This is a genomic window from Bradyrhizobium sp. USDA 4538, from assembly GCF_024171045.1.
GTDB classification, from domain to species: Bacteria; Pseudomonadota; Alphaproteobacteria; order Rhizobiales; family Xanthobacteraceae; genus Bradyrhizobium; species Bradyrhizobium australafricanum.
Map to the genome: position 1 here is coordinate 7,522,203 of NZ_JALJZE010000001.1, position 13,736 is coordinate 7,535,938.

Genomic DNA, 13,736 nt, shown 5'->3' on the forward strand with positions numbered 1-13,736 from the left:
TGTTATGCCCTGTTGGAAGATCGTTGTTGTTCGACCAGGTCGGCTGGAGCGGCAATCGCGATGAAGCCCTTGGCATCGCGATCGACCAGCAGCACGCTGGCGCCGACCGGCAATGCCTCGGACTCCGCGCTGGCACGCGCCGACACGGTGTGCCAGTTGCCGAAGACATCCTTGAGACGGACCCGGCCGGGCAGGCCCTGATCGAGCGGGCCGACCGACACGGTTGCGACCTTGCCGACAAAGTCGCTGTCGTTGACCGCATAGCTCTCGTCGCGCGGAATGATGCGGGCGAGGCCACGGCTGGTATTTCTGATCACGGGGATGCTGCCTGCGGCAGCAACCACCGCGGCAAGCGAGACCGGGATGGCGGTGCCTGCGGCGTGCGCCAGTCCCTGAAGCAGGAAGCCTCCGATCGAGAAGATGCCGAGGATCAGGATGATCAGGATCAGGAGGGGAAGCCGCCCGGCGTTGATCCAGAGAAACAGGCCACTGAGAGCATTGTGGCTCTCGGCCTCGACCGCGAAATCCTTGCCGATCAATTCGCTGATCGAAAGTCCGACCATGGTGCTGAGCAGTTCGATACCGCCAAGTGCCATCATGATCGCAGCCGCGACCGCGAAGGGCCGCACGTCGGGGGCGAGCAGAATGTCGCCAACTGCACTCATTTTTCTGACTTGATCCTTTCAAGCCGCGCCGCGATTTCCTTCTCGCGATGCAGGCGATCGAGTTCGTCAAGCTCCTTGTCGCCGAGCACGCTGGAGGCGGGAACACCGGTGACCCGGGCGATCGCCGCCATGGCGCGCTCAGCACTCAATGTATTGGTCGCGGATGGGCCCCGGCTGGTTTCGTCCTGGGCCTCGCGGATCAGGCTTTGTTCGAGATCGGCCAAGCGCGTCTCCGCCTCGCGGCGCGCGCCGAGCATGGCCTGCAGCGCCTTGGTCTGCTCGTCGATTTCGAGCTCGATAAAATCCATCGCGCGTTCCAGCGCGATCACCTGCGACTCCAGATCAATTTGCCGTGCGACGCCGGCGCGCGCGAGATCCTCGCGATTTTCCGCAAGTGCGAGACGAATCTTCTCGTTCAGACCAGCCGTTTCGGTATCCAGTTCTTCGCGCCGCTTCTTCAGGCGGAATTCTTCGGCGCGCGACTTGCCGAGCGCGTAGCGCGCCTCGTCGGCGCCGGCGTCGATCTCGCGGATCGCCTGTTTGACCAGCGCGACCTTGTTGTTGTTCTCGACATTGTCGATGGTCTGGCTCGCGATGGCGGCAAGAAGCCGGCCCATGCGCGCAAGGATGCCTTCGTGAAGCATGGTCTTCTCCTCCGGTTGTGCTGATTTCGATTTGACGGCGATGTGGATTTCGTAGCCGCGTCCATCCGAGATCAAATGCGCCGGGAAGGGGCTTTCCCAGCCCGAGACATATCCCGGCACATCGAACGGCACCAAGACGCGTCCGCTAACAGTGCTAATGGTCAGTGAAGTTGGGCCCTTGATCGCAAACAACTTGTCGTCGAGCGGTATCCGGCGGACGGCGGCGCCTGCGATGTAATTGGCACGGTCGCGCAGGCCGAGCGTCACCAGCCGTGCGGGGAGGCCGGTCTCCTTGCGGATCTTCTCGTAGGCCTGGGCGTGCAGCGAGACGAGGTTGGCGCCGACGGGGGCGACCTCGGTGAGGATCGCCATCATCCGGTCATAGGCCGCAAAGGTCGCCTCGATCGCCTCGATGCCTGAAGGGTCAGGGGCGAGGGCGTAACGCAGGGTTGCGGTCGGCGTCTCGACGGGCAGCTTGATCATACATGTAACGTAAAGCACTTCCTCAGTGCTTTACAAGCAGGACGGCTGATATCATTTTCGTGAGCCTAGATGCAGTTGCAAATGAGTTGCAATAACGGGACAGATCGGCCATCCTTGTCGGATGGATGCTAGGACCCCTGAACTGTCTTCCGTTTCCGTTCCCAATTCCGTGCCAGGCGGCGGCTGGCGGGGCGATGCCGGACATGTGCGCAGCCTACCGGAGGTGAATGCGACCGTCGCGGTGCCGTCAGGCGGCCTGTGGTGGCGGCGGCTGCTGGCGTTCGCCGGGCCGGGCTATCTGGTTTCGGTCGGCTACATGGACCCCGGCAACTGGGCCACCGACCTCGCGGGCGGATCGAAGTTTGGCTACACGCTGCTGTCGGTCATCCTGCTCTCCAACCTGATGGCGATCCTGCTGCAGGCGCTCGCAGCACGGCTAGGCATCGCCACCGACCGCGATCTGGCCCAAGCCTGCCGCGCGACCTACTCGCGCCCGGTGAATTTGCTGCTGTGGCTTGCCTGCGAGGCCGCGATCATCGCCTGCGACCTCGCCGAGGTGATTGGCACCGCGATCGCGCTCAAGCTGCTGTTCGGCATTCCCCTGATCGGCGGCGCGCTGCTGGCGGCGCTGGATGCGTTCCTGCTGCTGCTCCTGATGAATCGCGGCTTCCGCTTCCTCGAGGCCTTCGTCATCGCGCTCTTGATCGTCATCGCGGTCTGCTTCGTCGTCCAGATCGCGGCCGCCGCGCCGCCGGTGGCCGCCGTGCTCGGCGGCTTCATCCCGTCGCGCGAGATCGTCACCAATCCGGAGATGCTGTACATCGCGATCGGCATCATCGGCGCCACCGTGATGCCGCATAACCTCTATCTGCACTCCTCGATCGTGCAGACGCGTGCCTATCCGCGCACTGAGGAGGGACGGCGCGACGCGATCAAATGGGCGACCACCGATTCCACCATCGCGCTGATGCTGGCGCTGTTCGTCAATGCCGCGATCCTGGTGCTGGCGGCCGCGACCTTCCACAAGAGCGGCCATTCCGATGTCGCCGAGATCGACCAGGCGTTCGAGCTGCTGTCGCCGCTGCTCGGCCTCGGCATCGCCTCGACGCTGTTTGCCGTGGCGCTGCTCGCCTCCGGCCTCAACTCGACGGTGACGGCGACGCTGGCCGGCCAGATCGTGATGCAGGGCTTCCTCGACCTCAAGCTGCCCGACTGGCTGCAGCGGCTGGTGACCCGCGGCATCGCGATCGTCCCTGTCATCGTGGTCGCCGCGCTCTATGGCGAGAGCGGCACGGCGCAGCTGCTGGTGTTCAGCCAGGTCGTGCTGTCGATGCAGCTGCCGTTCGCGGTGATCCCGCTGGTGCGGTTCGTGTCCGACAAACGCAAGATGGGCGCGTTCGCGATCTCACGCCCCGTCGCGGTGGCGGCGTGGATCGTCGCCGGGTTGATCGTGGTCCTGAACGTGAAGCTGCTGATCGATACGTTCTTCGGCAGCTAGTCCTGCGGCTCGGCGAGCACCTCGCCTGATGCGTCGACGCGCAGCCAGCCCGACGGCGCGAGCCGCTGCTGCGGCAGGAAACGGCCCTTGTAGTCCATCTTCTTGGAGCCCTCGATCCAGTACCCGAGATAGACGTAAGGAAGGCCCTGCCGGCGGGCTCGGGCGATATGGTCGAGGATCATGAAGGTGCCGAGCGAGCGCGCCTCCAGCCCCGGCTCGAAGAACGAATAGACCATCGACAGCCCGTCGCTGAGCACGTCGGTCAGCGCCACCGCCATCAGCTCGTCGCCGCGACCGGTGATGGCGCTGTCGGCATTGCGCTTGCGGTACTCGATGATCCGGGTCTCGACATGGCTGTCCTCGACCATCATCGCGTAGTCGAGCACGGTCATGTCGGCCATCCCGCCGTTGCGGTGGCGGCGGTCGAGATAGGCCCGGAACACCGAATATTGCTCCGAGGTCGGCACTGCGGTGCGCTGCTCGCCGATGACGTCGGCGTTGCGGGCCAGCACCTTGCGGAAGTTGCGGGAGGGGCGGAATTCGTTGGCGATCACCCGGACCGAGACGCAGGCCCGGCACTGGTCGCAGGCCGGGCGGTAGGCGATCGACTGGCTGCGGCGGAAGCCGCCATGGGTCAGCAAGTCGTTGAGATCGCCCGCTTTGTCGCCGACCAGGTGCGTGAAAACCTTCCGCTCATGTCGGCCCGGCAAATACGGGCAGGGCGACGGCGCCGTCAAATAGAACTGAGGAGTATCACGCGAATGCTGGGTCACGTCAGATCGTCGGGCTCCACAAACAATACAGGCAGCCGAGTTAACATCGCCCCCCTGAGGCTAACGGTCAATTGGTTTAGGCGGGCCTAATAGGAGGTCCGCGCGGCCGGGGCGACCGGGGTCCGGACCGAGCTGTTGATAATGACGGTTCCGAGGATGATGTCGTGCAGCAGCCGGCGGCGGCCGTTGAGCAGCCCGATCAGGAGCACCAGCGGCGACAGGAACGAGATCGTCACCCAGAACAGCACCGCATGGGTGGCGCCGAGCACGAAATAGCCGCGCGCGCCGTACCAGGTCCGCAGTTCCAGATCCATCATGCGCATGCCGATGGTGGCCGAGTGCTGCCCGCCGATCGAGGCGCCGTAATAGACGATCGCCCAGACGATCGAGGCCGGCGAGACCAGCCAGAACAGCGCCCAGCCGAGACCGAGCGTGACGAGGCCGAACACCGCGATGAAAATCACCGCCAGGATCACCGGCACCGACAGCACGAACAGGTCGATCAGGAACGCAAAGACACGGCGCGTCAGCACGCCGCGGAACAGGTCCGGCTGCATCATTGGGTCGAACGCATGCGGAGGAACGCCGCCGTCGTTGCGCCAGGCCTCATTGCGCCAGGTGCCGCCGTCATTGCCGTAGGACATGACCAGCCTCCGATGAAAGTCCCGCGCAGGACATGGGAACAGGAGGCTAGTTCGCCAAGCCTGCGCGAACATTAACTAGCCGAAATATTCCGGCGATTCGGGGGCTGGATCGAGCGGTTCTACCTTCACGCCGTCATTGCGAGCGGAGCGAAGCGATCCACTTGTCGCAATAACGGGCGGCGGCCGTCAGCTCTCCGCCTTGATCCTTTCGGCGGCCTTCGGCGCGAAATAGGTGAGGATGCCGTCGGCGCCGGCGCGCTTGAAGCCGACCAGGCTCTCCATCATCGCGCGCTCGCCGTCGATCCAGCCATTGGCGGCGGCGCCCGCGATCATCGCGTACTCGCCGGACACCTGGTACACGAAGGTCGGCATCGCGAAATGGTCCTTCACGCGGCGGACGATGTCGAGATAGGGCATGCCGGGCTTCACCATCACCATGTCGGCGCCCTCGGCGATGTCGAGCTCGACCTCGCGCAGCGCCTCGTCGGAATTGGCGCTGTCCATCTGATAGGTGCGCTTGTCGCCGGTTAGCGTCTTGGCCGAGCCGATCGCGTCGCGGAACGGGCCGTAGAAAGCGGAGGCGTATTTCGCCGCATAGGACATGATTTGCACGTCGCCGAAGCCGCTGTCGTCGAGCGCCTCGCGGATCGCACCGATCCGGCCGTCCATCATGTCCGACGGCGCGATCACGTCGCAGCCGGCCTCGGCCTGGGTCAGCGCCTGCTTCACCAGCACTGCGACGGTCTCGTCGTTGAGGATCCTGCCGTCCTCGATCAGCCCGTCATGGCCGTGGCTGGTGAAGGGATCGAGCGCGACGTCGCAGAGCACGCCGATGTCGGGAAATTCCTTCTTGATCGCGCGCACCGCCTGGCAGACCAGATTGTCGGGATTGAGCGCCTCCGAGCCCTGCTCGTCGCGCAGCGACGGCTCGGTGAACGGGAACAGCGCGATGCAGGGGATGTTGAGCTTTGCCGCGCGCTCGGCGTCGCGGACGATCTGGTCGACGGTGAGCCGGTCGACGCCGGGCATCGAGGCCACCGGCGTGCGGGTGTTGTGGCCATCGACCACGAACATCGGCCAGATCAGGTCGTTGGTGGTCAGCACGTTCTCGCGCACCAGGCGGCGCGCCCATTCCGACTTGCGGTTGCGCCGCATCCGGATCGTGAGGTCGAGCGAGGGGGAGGCGAGGGCGTCAGTCTGGCGCCGCGGCGCATCGCGCAGTTCGATCGGGCGCCCGAATTTGATCGCCATGTTGTCTTCTCCTCGACGGACGGCTGGTCTGGACCTGATATAAGTCCGGTTCTAGCACCTGTCAGGGCCGCCGTCATTGCGCCGCTATTGCATCCGTGGCGCCCTTGATTTGCCGCAACGGCAATTGATTTTGCGTCCCCGGCGGGCCAAGACTGCGCCCATGAACCCCATTTTGCAGCCGCTCTGCGGCGATTCGGATGTCTGACACCTCTGCACGCGATCAGGCGCGGGACAATGCCATCTCGGTGAGCGCGATCTCGTCCGACCGGATCGAGCCGGACGACAATGCGTGGACGCGGCGCCTCGTCATCTTCCTGCGCATCATGGCTGTCGTCTCGGTCGCCAAGGGCCTCTATCACTGGGCCCAGGTAACCGGCTTCGTCGGCGGCGAGGAGGAGGCCTTCGAGAACCAGTCGATGGCCTGGCAGACCGCCACGATCTATTTCGCCGTCATAGAGCTCGTCGCCGCCGTCGGGCTCTGGCTCGCGACGCCCTGGGGCGCCGTGGTGTGGCTGACCACCGTGGTGTCGATGGCGGTCATCGAGCTGATGTTTCCCGGCATCTATGGCGGCAGTCTCACCGTGGTCGGGCTCGAGGCGCTGATGCTCGCCGCCTATCTCGCGCTGGCCTGGATGTCGGCGCGCGAACGCCCGCCATAGGCCGGCGTGCAGCGCTGGCCTGATGCACTGTTGCCCCGTGGCGACAGCGCCACGAATAGCCGGCCGCGGCCGGCAATATTTGCCAGCCGTGCGCGCAACGAGAAGACAGCTCTGCTGGTTCTGATAGGTGGGTGCCGACAGATCGCATCCGTTTGAGACACTCCCTTGCGGGACCGTCTCTACGGGACCTGCCGTCGGGGCCCATTTCACCGGACCTCGGCGCGTGTGCCGGCCGGCTTTGCGCGGGCCGACGGCGGAACCGGTCTTGCTCTCCGCAACAGACCTGCACCCGCTTGCGCGCATCGCGTGCACGTCTCGCCGCTGCACTCCGATAAAATTTTCAAAGAATTTTCCGGTAACCAATCGGTCACCGTAAAGGGTTCCCTCATACCCGTTACGCCACCGTTTCGAATTCAGACGATGCTGTTTCCGAATGTGACAGGGCAGGCAGACGAAGCGTGAACAAGGGTCCGCCACCGTCAATGAAAAGTTGCGAAAAGCCTTTGATCCATGGGCTTAATCCACGATTCACTGTCTTAAATTCATGATCTCTTTATTCTCTTATTTAAGCGGATATTCAAACGGCCCCCTTACGTTGGACCTATCAGGCGGGACACAAGTTTCGTCGAATAAAGTCGATAAAAACGACAAACAGGGGAAGTGTCATGATGAAAGCCGTTGCGACAACGGCGGCGGATGCCGCTGATCGCGCTACCGGTCAAGCTCCGGTGCAGCCGCTCTATCTCGAAGCCCTGACTTTGGTGGAGCGGCTGCATCGCCGGCTCCTCGACGTCATCAAGGACGAATTCGATCGTCGTGGCCGCGCCGACATCAACTCGGTGCAGGCGCTGCTCCTGTACAACATCGGCGACAAGGAGTTGACCGCCGGCGAGCTGCGCACCCGCGGCTACTATCTCGGCTCCAACGTCTCCTACAATCTGAAGAAGCTCGTCGAGCTCGGCTTCCTCGATCATCAGCGCTCGCGCGTCGATCGCCGCTCGGTCCGTATCCGTCTGACCCCGCAGGGCCAGGAGGTCCGCAAGATCGTCGACGCGCTCTATCAGAAGCACGTCAAGACGGTGGAGCAGGTTGGCGGCATCTCGAACGAGGAGTTCGCGAGCCTCAACAAGTCGCTGCATCGCCTCGAGCGCTTCTGGACCGACCAGATCCTGTATCGCCTCTGAGCCTTCCCGTTTTCGCCTGATGGCCAAGCCGGCCGCGCGAGAAGACCGGCAGCCTTCCTTCAGTCCAGCCTTGCTCCAGTCAACGCATCGGTCATGCCCGGCCGATGCGTTTTTCATGCTGCACCTGCGAAAATAAATGGGCCCCGGCGAGGAACCAAGGCGTTCCCGGCGGCTTATCCGTTAGCCAACGGAGAGGCAGGGATATGTTGCTCGAACGCGGGATTGAGGTGCTGAATGTCGAGGTCGTCGGTGACGCCTACGCGATCGCCTCGAACTATCTGCGCAAATCCGGCGCCATTCCCGACAATTTCGCCACCAATGAGCGCCTGCTCGGCATCATCGTGAAGCTGTTCCAGCGTGGTGAGATGAATCGCCTCCGCCTCGCCAACAAGGCGATCGCGAAGTTCGAGGCCGAGACGCTGGTGGTCGCCTGAGCGCCAACCCGGAGACTTCAATGGAAGCCGCTATCGATCGGATCATGCAGACGTATGATCTGCTGCTCAACCGCACGCCCGCTGCGAGCGAGGAAGCGCGGGCGAAGGTGACAGAGTACGTGCAGACGCTGTTCGACGCCGGCGAGCGCGATCCGCATCGCTTGACGGTGTGCGGGCTGACCTATCTGCGCCAGCTCGACGGTAGTACCGACCACGTGAAGGCCGGCTATACCGGGCTGTAGCGGCGCGCCTGGCTTCGCGGTCTGATTCCGCGTCGTCGGCAAGGCTTCCTCGGCGGCGATTTGCTTTGCTCGCAACGACGCGATGACGGTGCAGGTTCCTCGCGCACGATCGTCGTCCTGAAAGCAGGACCTATAACCACCGCATTTGGCGATGAGCGGGATCGCGGCCCCAGCGTCGCGCAACAATAGTGATTTGGGGTAATGGGTCCCCTGGCTTTCGCCAGGACGACACTGAGTTTGTCGCAACTCAAAACTGAAATGGAGCAACCGAAACCGCCAACTTTCCGTCGCTCGATTTCTGCACGGTGAATTCGACTTCCTTGGAAGCCTTGATGTCGCCCACGGAAACCGAGATGCCGCCGCTGCATTGCAATGTTCGCTTGTCCTCACTTGCCGAGGTCGTGACGATCTTTTCACCGAGGAGGTATTGTGGATTTGCGTTTTCCGCAGTGGGCTTCGCCGTCGATTCCCTGGCGGCGAAATTGACAAGCGGATTGCGGTGATCGTTGGAGATGGTCTGGAGCACGGCCTTCCGGGTTTCGATTGAATCGCACTCGAGTTGATCGCCGCAACCACCCAGAACAACCAGAACCGGAAACCCTAAAAACCAAAGCAGTCGTGACGGCATGCCGATTGACTTGTGTGGGATGGATGGTTTCCGACAACCGACCCAACGGAGCATGGTTCCTGCGCTCGCGCTCGGCGCGGCCGCTCCGGCTGCGGCTTGCGATCTTGCTAACCGGCCGGCCACTATCGAAGGGAACGCTGATCTTGCTGCTCCGTTGGTCCTCGATTGCTTGCGAGGAGCCGATCATGCGCACAACCGTCCTATTCGCTGTCCTGGCGTTCGTCCTGGCGTTCGGCGTTGCAGGACTAGCAAGTGTGAGCCCAGCCAGCGCCCGGGATTATCGCTGGTGCGTGCAGGGGCGCGGCGTCGGCTATCCCGGCGATTGCATGTACCAAACCCGCGCCCAGTGTCTTGCGTCAGCTTCCGGAAGGAACGTGACCTGCGGGATCAATCCTCGCGCCGCATATGGTCAGCAGCGGCGGGGATATCGCGACCGCTATTGATTGTCTCGCCGATGGCGCGTGCGAGACGGATGGGGAAGGGCGCACCCTAAGGGTGATGCGGTTAGCCGGGGCCGCTCTTTGAGCCTGCCGTTTTGAAACCTCTACCACCCTATGGATAGGTGTGGCCTTTCTGAGCAACGCGCACAGCCAATGGCGTGCGGGGAAGATCTCCAAACTCGGACGAGTCGTAGTCTCGGCCTTCAGGTGTCACGATGTGGATGTCGTAACACTGCGACCGTGAAAGCTCTTTTGCCTTGCGTAGAGCTGCCTCGGCCGTGCCACGACGGTGCACGATCTCTCCAAACTTGCACCTAGCTTTTACGGTGAAGCTCATCTTTCTTCTTTTTCTTGTTTCGCTTGACGACCTCGGCCTGAGCCCGGAACGCTTGCGCGAGGCTCTTCATTTGCTCGGCCGCGAATTCGTCAGCCGTCCGCACCGCCGCCTGCTCGGCGGTCTTGGCCTGTTTCTTCAGGTCCTTGGCCATGCCCATGCCCTGTAACGTCCATGCCGTTTCGCCAGTTCCATCCGTCTGATCTCATTGACGCGAAGCTGGCAGGAACTTTTTAGGCTTCCCGGGCTTTTTGATTTTGCTTTTGGGGCAGCCAAACGTCAGCGTTGGAGAGAGGAGCCATGAAGCGACGACGCCGGGTTAGGCAGATTTTCCCTCTTGAAAAACGCCTCGCCCAAGAAGCCGAACGGCTACGTCAACGGGCCAAGAACCTTCCTCCCTGTCGAGAGCGAGAGACCCTGTTGAGGCAGGCGCGGCATGACGAAACCACCGCCAATTTGGCGGCGTGGCTACTGTCTCAAGGTCCGCGGGCACCCATCTAGGAGGACGCTCAATGCAAACAAACCACCACCATATCGACGGTGTGGAGATTGCCTTTGTCAGCGCTGCGACCGTGTCGCTTGTGGCTCTCATCGCCTCCATGGCCTGGCTTTTGCTAGGGTAAAATTCCGAACCAGGGCTCCGATCCGAGACCTTCGATCGGGATCGTTAGGCGGAACCCATGGAATGAAAGATCTTCTCCAGCGTGACCAATGAGCCAAAGATTGCGCCGGTCACAGCGAGGAAGACAGCGAAATAGTAGATCCGATACATAAGGCAACCTCTCCCGGATGCGTACCAAGCCTCCGGATAACGGACGCGTCCTTTGATGGTTCGAAGGCACGCGGGTGGCTTTGCGGCCTTCGCGCGAGGCGAGCGGCGGGCATCACGAGCGGATTTGCTCTCCCGCCGCCATGAATCGCTCACGCCGCGCGTGACGACCGATCGGAATCGTCGAGCAACCGGCCTAGCATCCGGCGTTCTTCCTCGATCCTCCGTCGATAGCGTTCGCGCTCTTGTTCCGAGGTCGCGCTATCCAGCAGGAATTGATAGTGACCGATGACTTTTTCGCTGCCTCTTATAAGCAGTTGTTGCAGCCCATTCATGGCGTGATCTCCTCGCAAGCTGCGCGATCGAACGAGGAGGGAAGGGATGGAATGTCGGCCGCGAGGCCTTGCATTGCCGTGGTTTCTTCGGACAGCCGTCTTTCGATGAATTCGCGCTCGAGGTCGGAGAGCTGGGTCTGCAGCAATCGCCGATACCGATGAATATTGTTGCGATGAGCGCGCAACTGTTCAAGCCGGTGGTCGAACAGTTCTGAGCTCCGGCGCCTTGCCTGTCCAAATCTTGACCGCCAGCGTCCCTCGAGGCGGTCGATGACGTGCTTCGGTAGCCTGATGTCTGTCATCTCGCGCTCCTATGCAGCCAGGCAGCGGTCGACGGAGCGCAGGCGGGCAGGCCGGCCGCCTGGCGGATGGTGCGGATCGCTGTCGAGCGCGCGAAGCGCTTCGAGGATGTCGCTGACAGGAACGGGCGCTTTGAGCCCCTTGGGTGCGCGCAAAGCGGGATTGGACGCTACAGCGCTGGCGTCCGAGGCCCAGGATGCCAGGAGAGCGCGTTTCTCGGCCAGGCTCAGGCGAGAATCCCGCACCACATCGTGCGGGACCTCATATTGGTGGTGATCGCCAATCGGCAGATGAAAGCCAATAACGTTATGAGCAGGCGCGGTCGTCGGCCGCATGGATACCTCCGTTCGAAAGACGAGTTGCTGAGAAGAGTGAGAAGACGAAGCCGCGACCTGTTCGTCGGACGCGGCTTCGCCGGTTCAATCAGGCGGCGACGTTTTCGAGCTGTCGGGGCGCTGTGTTCGATGCCGCGTTGATCGCGATGCGTCGCGGCTTCATCGCCTCCGGCACTTCGCGCGCCAGCTCGATCCTGAGAAGCCCGTTGTCGAACGCCGCGCTCTTGACCTCGACGTAGTCGGCCAAGCTGAACTGGCGCTTGAATCTGCGCGTCGAGATGCCCTGATAGATGTATTCGCGCTCGGCCTTCTCGACCTTGACGCCTTCGACAGTCAGAACGTTCTGCTCTGCCGTGACGGAAATCTCATCCGGCGCAAAACCGGCGATCGCGAGCACGATCTGATAGCTGTCTTCGGACAGCCGTTCGATGTTGTAGGGCGGGTAGTGATCTTCGCCGGCCCGGTGGGCTGCTTCGGCGAGATCAAAGAGCCGGTCGAATCCGATGGTCGACCGGAACAGGGGAGAGAAGTCGTATGTGCGCATAGCCAAATCCTCCATAGAGCAAGATGGATATGAACGGCACCGGACACGACCGGTGCCCGTCTCGCCTGGCCCCGAGAGGCGACCAGGCCCCAGCCTCCGCGATGGGGGCTGGCGCGGAAGAAAATAAAAACCGGAGAAATCGTGTCAAGAACCCGGCCGAAAAATTTTTGCGGTTGCCGCGTCAGAACTGCCACCTGCGGCCGCGCCGTTTGAATGCCTGCGATCAGCCCGCCTCGCGGGAGGCGTGTTGCAGACAGGACATCGCCGTGGAAAATCGGATCGCCGATTTACATAAGCTAATGCTGGAACCGCGCGGTTCTTGATGGATGGGGGAGCCTGCCTCCAATAGCTCAGCCCCGGATCAGGCAAACGGCCCCAGCACCGGCCTCCAGGCCCCCAAAGGTGCTGGGGCCATTTCGTGGTTTGGCGCGTTACCTGATGCGTTTCGGGCGAGCTTCGACAGCGCCACCATCCCGTGAGTGATCTGCCGCAGCGTCCCGTCTGCCCTCAGTGAGCAGACGGGACGTCGGTGTTACTTGTTCTCCGGCTTCCACGTCGTGCTGGCGCGATCGTATTTGAAACCGGGCGCGGCCTTCAGGCTGTCCTTGGTCTCGTCGAGCGTAAGCCACCACTTGTCGTCCTTCTTTTGAGACTTGACGGCCGTGAATGGCACGATCACGTCCTTCTCGCCGGCGCCGAGGAAGCCGCCGACACCGACGACGAGACCGGTCACCTTGCCGGACTTGTCGACAAGCACGTCGTCGATTGTCCCGATCTTGGATTCCTTCGGGTCGTAGACATTCTGCTTGTAGTAGTTGGTGATGGTCGAACTGTCCGCCGGCGCGGCCGGCATGGTGGTTGCTGCATGCGCGGCGGTAGCGAACGCCGCAGCCATGATGCAGCCGATAGCCAACTTCTTCATAAGAGGTCTCCTTGCTTCAGTGCATATGGCCGATCAGGTAGATGCCGCCGCCGATGACGATGATCGCCGGCACAGCCCAGAGAATGATGACTGGCATGCGATCGCCTTCTAGTTCGAGGTGCAGACCTTGACGCTCTTCATGCCGGTCTCGGCCTCGGAGCGCGTCTTGTAGACAGTGCCCGACGCGCTGACGACGGTGGTCGTCGTGTCGACCGGCTTCTTGTCGACGATCGTGCACTTCTTCGTCTTCACGTCCTGCACGACGTAGAATTCATCCGCTGCAAATGCCGGCGTGACGAAAGCGGCAAGCAAAGATGCCGCGACAATGGTCTTAAACTTCATGTTCTCTCCTCCAATAGCCGTACCAATCGGCGGAGGTGGAACGGGAGAAAATGGCGAAGGTTCCTAGAACAGGCTTGCGTTGGCGAGACGCTCCGAATCAAAGCAAGCGAAAAATGATCGGAGATGGTGCGGCGATTTGCAGCACTGGCTAGCCGCGCCCTCCGGCTTGCCGAAGGCTGTGGCGAATGGTCGCTAGGGATACGCAGACGCGAGATCGGCGAGCGATTCCTGACCCGAAGGGACCGCGCTGTCCGAATGGCGATGCGGTCACGTGACCGGATGCAGCCGGCGATCGGCAGGCTGTTTCCGA

19 protein-coding genes are annotated in these 13,736 nt (G+C 62.4%); 6 read left to right on the plus strand and 13 right to left on the minus strand.

Going from position 1 to position 13,736, the window contains the following annotated elements:
• Positions 1–2 precede the first annotated feature (2 nt).
• A complete protein-coding gene (locus J2R78_RS34460; RefSeq protein ID WP_253608396.1) occupies positions 3–665 on the minus strand; it encodes an OB-fold-containig protein in 663 nt (220 codons plus the stop codon).
• Complete coding sequence (locus J2R78_RS34465; protein ID WP_253608397.1) at positions 662–1,792, minus strand: PspA/IM30 family protein; 1,131 nt, start codon at positions 1,790–1,792, stop codon at positions 662–664. The genes J2R78_RS34460 and J2R78_RS34465 overlap by 4 nt, the downstream gene beginning before the upstream one ends.
• 121 nt (positions 1,793–1,913) lie before the next feature.
• On the opposite strand from J2R78_RS34465, the gene J2R78_RS34470 reads away from it, so the two are divergent.
• Complete coding sequence (locus J2R78_RS34470; RefSeq protein ID WP_253608398.1) at positions 1,914–3,290, plus strand: Nramp family divalent metal transporter; 1,377 nt, start codon at positions 1,914–1,916, stop codon at positions 3,288–3,290.
• Here J2R78_RS34470 and J2R78_RS34475 read toward each other — a convergent pair.
• The 3 genes from J2R78_RS34475 to hemB form a co-directional block, all read right to left on the minus strand.
• Positions 3,287–4,063: an arginyltransferase gene (locus tag J2R78_RS34475; RefSeq protein WP_028340961.1), complete on the minus strand. Its 777-nt coding sequence runs from the start codon at positions 4,061–4,063 to the stop codon at positions 3,287–3,289. The genes J2R78_RS34470 and J2R78_RS34475 overlap by 4 nt on opposite strands.
• An 86-nt stretch (positions 4,064–4,149) precedes the next feature.
• Positions 4,150–4,707 (minus strand): RDD family protein, encoded by a 558-nt coding sequence (locus J2R78_RS34480; protein WP_092078031.1) that lies wholly within the window; start codon positions 4,705–4,707, stop codon positions 4,150–4,152.
• A 186-nt stretch (positions 4,708–4,893) separates the two neighbouring features.
• Entirely contained in the window at positions 4,894–5,958 is a 1,065-nt protein-coding gene (gene hemB / locus J2R78_RS34485; RefSeq protein WP_253608399.1) for a porphobilinogen synthase, read from the minus strand.
• A 197-nt stretch (positions 5,959–6,155) separates the two neighbouring features.
• Here hemB and J2R78_RS34490 point away from each other — a divergent pair, with 197 nt between their 5' ends.
• The 4 genes from J2R78_RS34490 to J2R78_RS34505 all read left to right on the plus strand — a co-directional run bounded on the left by J2R78_RS34490 (position 6,156) and on the right by J2R78_RS34505 (position 8,477).
• Positions 6,156–6,617, plus strand: a complete 462-nt coding sequence (locus J2R78_RS34490; protein WP_016845013.1) for a DUF6163 family protein — start codon at positions 6,156–6,158, stop codon at positions 6,615–6,617.
• A gap of 665 nt (positions 6,618–7,282) precedes the next feature.
• The gene (gene ldtR, locus J2R78_RS34495) at positions 7,283–7,801 is read left to right on the plus strand and encodes a transcriptional regulator LdtR (protein ID WP_018271925.1); all 519 of its coding nucleotides are present in this window, start codon (positions 7,283–7,285) and stop codon (positions 7,799–7,801) included.
• A 203-nt stretch (positions 7,802–8,004) separates the two neighbouring features.
• Complete coding sequence (locus J2R78_RS34500) at positions 8,005–8,235, plus strand: hypothetical protein (protein WP_016845011.1); 231 nt, start codon at positions 8,005–8,007, stop codon at positions 8,233–8,235.
• Positions 8,236–8,255: 20 nt separating this feature from the next.
• Positions 8,256–8,477: a hypothetical protein gene (locus tag J2R78_RS34505; RefSeq protein WP_050384934.1), complete on the plus strand. Its 222-nt coding sequence runs from the start codon at positions 8,256–8,258 to the stop codon at positions 8,475–8,477.
• 247 nt (positions 8,478–8,724) lie between these two features.
• On the opposite strand, the gene J2R78_RS34510 is transcribed toward J2R78_RS34505, so the two are convergent.
• Positions 8,725–9,105, minus strand: coding sequence for a hypothetical protein (locus J2R78_RS34510; protein ID WP_141341081.1), 381 nt, complete (start codon positions 9,103–9,105; stop codon positions 8,725–8,727).
• 185 nt (positions 9,106–9,290) lie between these two features.
• Between J2R78_RS34510 and J2R78_RS34515 the strand changes: the two genes are divergently transcribed.
• A complete protein-coding gene (locus tag J2R78_RS34515) occupies positions 9,291–9,548 on the plus strand; it encodes a DUF3551 domain-containing protein (RefSeq protein ID WP_092078420.1) in 258 nt (85 codons plus the stop codon).
• A gap of 311 nt (positions 9,549–9,859) precedes the next feature.
• On the opposite strand, the gene J2R78_RS34520 is transcribed toward J2R78_RS34515, so the two are convergent.
• From J2R78_RS34520 to J2R78_RS34555, 7 genes are all read right to left on the minus strand, one after another.
• Positions 9,860–10,033, minus strand: a complete 174-nt coding sequence (locus J2R78_RS34520) for a hypothetical protein (protein ID WP_225158918.1) — start codon at positions 10,031–10,033, stop codon at positions 9,860–9,862.
• A 767-nt stretch (positions 10,034–10,800) separates the two neighbouring features.
• Complete coding sequence (locus J2R78_RS34530; protein ID WP_253608400.1) at positions 10,801–10,983, minus strand: hypothetical protein; 183 nt, start codon at positions 10,981–10,983, stop codon at positions 10,801–10,803.
• Entirely contained in the window at positions 10,980–11,285 is a 306-nt protein-coding gene (locus J2R78_RS34535) for a hypothetical protein (protein WP_225644760.1), read from the minus strand. The genes J2R78_RS34530 and J2R78_RS34535 overlap by 4 nt, the downstream gene beginning before the upstream one ends.
• 9 nt (positions 11,286–11,294) lie before the next feature.
• Positions 11,295–11,618 carry a hypothetical protein gene (locus J2R78_RS34540; RefSeq protein ID WP_092078022.1) on the minus strand — a complete coding sequence of 108 codons (324 nt, stop codon included), beginning with the start codon at positions 11,616–11,618 and terminating at the stop codon, positions 11,295–11,297.
• Positions 11,619–11,706: 88 nt separating this feature from the next.
• Entirely contained in the window at positions 11,707–12,162 is a 456-nt protein-coding gene (locus tag J2R78_RS34545; RefSeq protein ID WP_057020733.1) for an Hsp20 family protein, read from the minus strand.
• Between the two features lie 532 nt (positions 12,163–12,694).
• Positions 12,695–13,084, minus strand: a complete 390-nt coding sequence (locus J2R78_RS34550; protein WP_028340955.1) for a PRC-barrel domain-containing protein — start codon at positions 13,082–13,084, stop codon at positions 12,695–12,697.
• A 108-nt stretch (positions 13,085–13,192) separates the two neighbouring features.
• A complete protein-coding gene (locus tag J2R78_RS34555; protein ID WP_253608401.1) occupies positions 13,193–13,426 on the minus strand; it encodes a hypothetical protein in 234 nt (77 codons plus the stop codon).
• Positions 13,427–13,736 lie beyond the last annotated feature (310 nt).

Bases quoted from the DNA above. Each gene is read 5' to 3' on its own strand.
- J2R78_RS34505 (WP_050384934.1), top strand. From the start codon at position 8,256: ATGGAAGCCGCTATCGATCGGATCATGCAGACGTATGATCTGCTGCTC.
- J2R78_RS34460 (WP_253608396.1), bottom strand. From the start codon at position 665: ATGAGTGCAGTTGGCGACATTCTGCTCGCCCCCGACGTGCGGCCCTTC.
- J2R78_RS34550 (WP_028340955.1), bottom strand. From the start codon at position 13,084: ATGAAGAAGTTGGCTATCGGCTGCATCATGGCTGCGGCGTTCGCTACC.
- J2R78_RS34535 (WP_225644760.1), bottom strand. From the start codon at position 11,285: ATGACAGACATCAGGCTACCGAAGCACGTCATCGACCGCCTCGAGGGA.
- ldtR (WP_018271925.1), top strand. From the start codon at position 7,283: ATGATGAAAGCCGTTGCGACAACGGCGGCGGATGCCGCTGATCGCGCT.
- J2R78_RS34480 (WP_092078031.1), bottom strand. From the start codon at position 4,707: ATGTCCTACGGCAATGACGGCGGCACCTGGCGCAATGAGGCCTGGCGC.
- J2R78_RS34540 (WP_092078022.1), bottom strand. From the start codon at position 11,618: ATGCGGCCGACGACCGCGCCTGCTCATAACGTTATTGGCTTTCATCTG.
- J2R78_RS34490 (WP_016845013.1), top strand. From the start codon at position 6,156: ATGTCTGACACCTCTGCACGCGATCAGGCGCGGGACAATGCCATCTCG.
- hemB (WP_253608399.1), bottom strand. From the start codon at position 5,958: ATGGCGATCAAATTCGGGCGCCCGATCGAACTGCGCGATGCGCCGCGG.
- J2R78_RS34530 (WP_253608400.1), bottom strand. From the start codon at position 10,983: ATGAATGGGCTGCAACAACTGCTTATAAGAGGCAGCGAAAAAGTCATC.
- J2R78_RS34545 (WP_057020733.1), bottom strand. From the start codon at position 12,162: ATGCGCACATACGACTTCTCTCCCCTGTTCCGGTCGACCATCGGATTC.
- J2R78_RS34510 (WP_141341081.1), bottom strand. From the start codon at position 9,105: ATGCCGTCACGACTGCTTTGGTTTTTAGGGTTTCCGGTTCTGGTTGTT.
- J2R78_RS34465 (WP_253608397.1), bottom strand. From the start codon at position 1,792: ATGATCAAGCTGCCCGTCGAGACGCCGACCGCAACCCTGCGTTACGCC.
- J2R78_RS34520 (WP_225158918.1), bottom strand. From the start codon at position 10,033: ATGGCCAAGGACCTGAAGAAACAGGCCAAGACCGCCGAGCAGGCGGCG.
- J2R78_RS34555 (WP_253608401.1), bottom strand. From the start codon at position 13,426: ATGAAGTTTAAGACCATTGTCGCGGCATCTTTGCTTGCCGCTTTCGTC.
- J2R78_RS34515 (WP_092078420.1), top strand. From the start codon at position 9,291: ATGCGCACAACCGTCCTATTCGCTGTCCTGGCGTTCGTCCTGGCGTTC.
- J2R78_RS34500 (WP_016845011.1), top strand. From the start codon at position 8,005: ATGTTGCTCGAACGCGGGATTGAGGTGCTGAATGTCGAGGTCGTCGGT.
- J2R78_RS34470 (WP_253608398.1), top strand. From the start codon at position 1,914: ATGGATGCTAGGACCCCTGAACTGTCTTCCGTTTCCGTTCCCAATTCC.